The organism is Microcystis sp. LE18-22.4A, from assembly GCF_027531105.1.
GTDB classification, from domain to species: domain Bacteria; phylum Cyanobacteriota; class Cyanobacteriia; order Cyanobacteriales; family Microcystaceae; genus Microcystis; species Microcystis aeruginosa.
The window spans coordinates 1-1,532 of sequence record NZ_JAPZRB010000161.1 but is presented as its reverse complement, the minus strand read 5'-3'; the positions used below and the strand labels follow the sequence as shown (position 1 = coordinate 1,532).

The 1,532-nt window shown below is 44.3% G+C and carries 1 protein-coding gene; it reads left to right on the top strand.

Translation table 11 applies throughout. From position 1 onward, the window contains the following. The first annotated feature begins 542 nt into the window (after positions 1 to 542). Entirely contained in the window at positions 543 to 1,274 is a 732-nt protein-coding gene (locus tag O9295_RS07360; protein WP_002760967.1) for an undecaprenyl-phosphate galactose phosphotransferase family protein, read from the top strand. Positions 1,275 to 1,532 lie beyond the last annotated feature (258 nt).

Sequence of the window (1,532 nt, the reverse complement as noted above, 5' to 3'; positions counted from 1 at the left end):
AAAGTTTTTCCTGGGGGTAGGAGTCAGTAGCCGGTCGTCAGGAGCCGGTCGTTTTAGGCTTTGTTGCCCTTGTTTTTTGTACCAAGCGATGTACTACAAGAAGGATAATGCAAGGTTTTTGAACGTCCCAATCCTATTTTCGCAGCACTAACATCGGACTTTAACAGGTCAAAAGCTTTATTTTAAAAGGGTTTTACCATTATTCAGCAAACCCTAAATAAAAGCAATCTGCTGACTACTGACGCCCCAGACTCCTGACTCCCCAGACTCCTGACTTGAAAGAGGGTGTAGGGTGTGGGGTGTGGGGTGTGGGGTGTAGGGTGTAGGGAAGGAAACCTCTTTCATCTGTGGGGGTGAAAATTTTTTCATCGGGACTGACTCCTAATCCCAGCAACAAACTTTTTCAGTAAACCCTAATTAGAGATTTTTCAGTACAAAGGCTCTAAAATGGCCAGTGCCAGTTATTGGCCAGAAGACTTGTTTTTTCGGTCTTGTGGCTTTATCATGGGTACTGTGTGGTGTGTGTGATGTGAAGGAGTAAGATGACTGCTAATAGCCAACTTATCTCCGTCAAGGCTCTACAAGCTTTGATGAAGCGAGGGTTCAAACCTTCGGTCTCTGGTAGACGGCATCAAAAATCTTGGTTAATAGCTTTAGACGGCGATACCTCAAAACGATTATTCGATATCGTTTTCTCCCTATCGGTTCTAATTTTCTTTTCGCCGCTTTATTTAATCTTAGCCTTATTGATCGCGATTAGTTCCCCCGGTCCGGTCTTCTATGTGCAGAAGCGCGTCGGTCAAAACTTCCAGCATTTCAACTGTATCAAGTTCCGTACTATGGTAATGGATGCTGATAAGGTGTTAGAGAGACTGATGGAAGACTCTCCCCAACTGCGGGCAGAATTCGAGGATAATTTCAAGCTTAAGGACGATCCTCGCATAACTTGGATTGGCAAATTTCTCCGCTTAACCAGTTTAGACGAGTTTCCCCAATTCTGGAACGTCCTGCGAGGAGATATGAGCGTCGTCGGTCCGCGGCCTTTAGTTCCCGAAGAATTGCAGAAATATGGCAATCGCATCGACAAAGTTTTAACTATTCGCCCCGGTTTGACTGGTTTATGGCAAGTTTCGGGACGTAATGACATACCCTATCCCCTGCGGGTGCAGATGGATGTGTATTACGTTAATTCGCGTAACTGGTTAACTGATATCTGGGTAATCTTCAGAACTATCGGTGTTGTGGTTTTTCCCAAAAATAACGGTGCTTACTAAAGCGGTGAATAGTAAAAAATTACTCACTGCTGTTTCAATGTAATTAATCGCTAGACTGGAGGAGAGAAGGGCAGAACTTGCTTTTTTCTCCTCTTTTTTTGAGAAATATTATGACAGTAATTAGGGTCTGCTGAAAAAGTTTTTCCTAGGGGCAGGGTGTAGGGTGTGGGGTGTGGGGTGTGGGGTTTTACCGATTTTGAGGGGGTCAATTACCTAATTTTCAGGGAAAAAGTCCCTGAATTTACCCCTGATCACTCC

What these genes read in the sequence shown, in the direction of transcription:
- O9295_RS07360 (WP_002760967.1), top strand. Translation starts at nt 543, where the DNA reads ATGACTGCTAATAGCCAACTTATCTCCGTCAAGGCTCTACAAGCTTTG.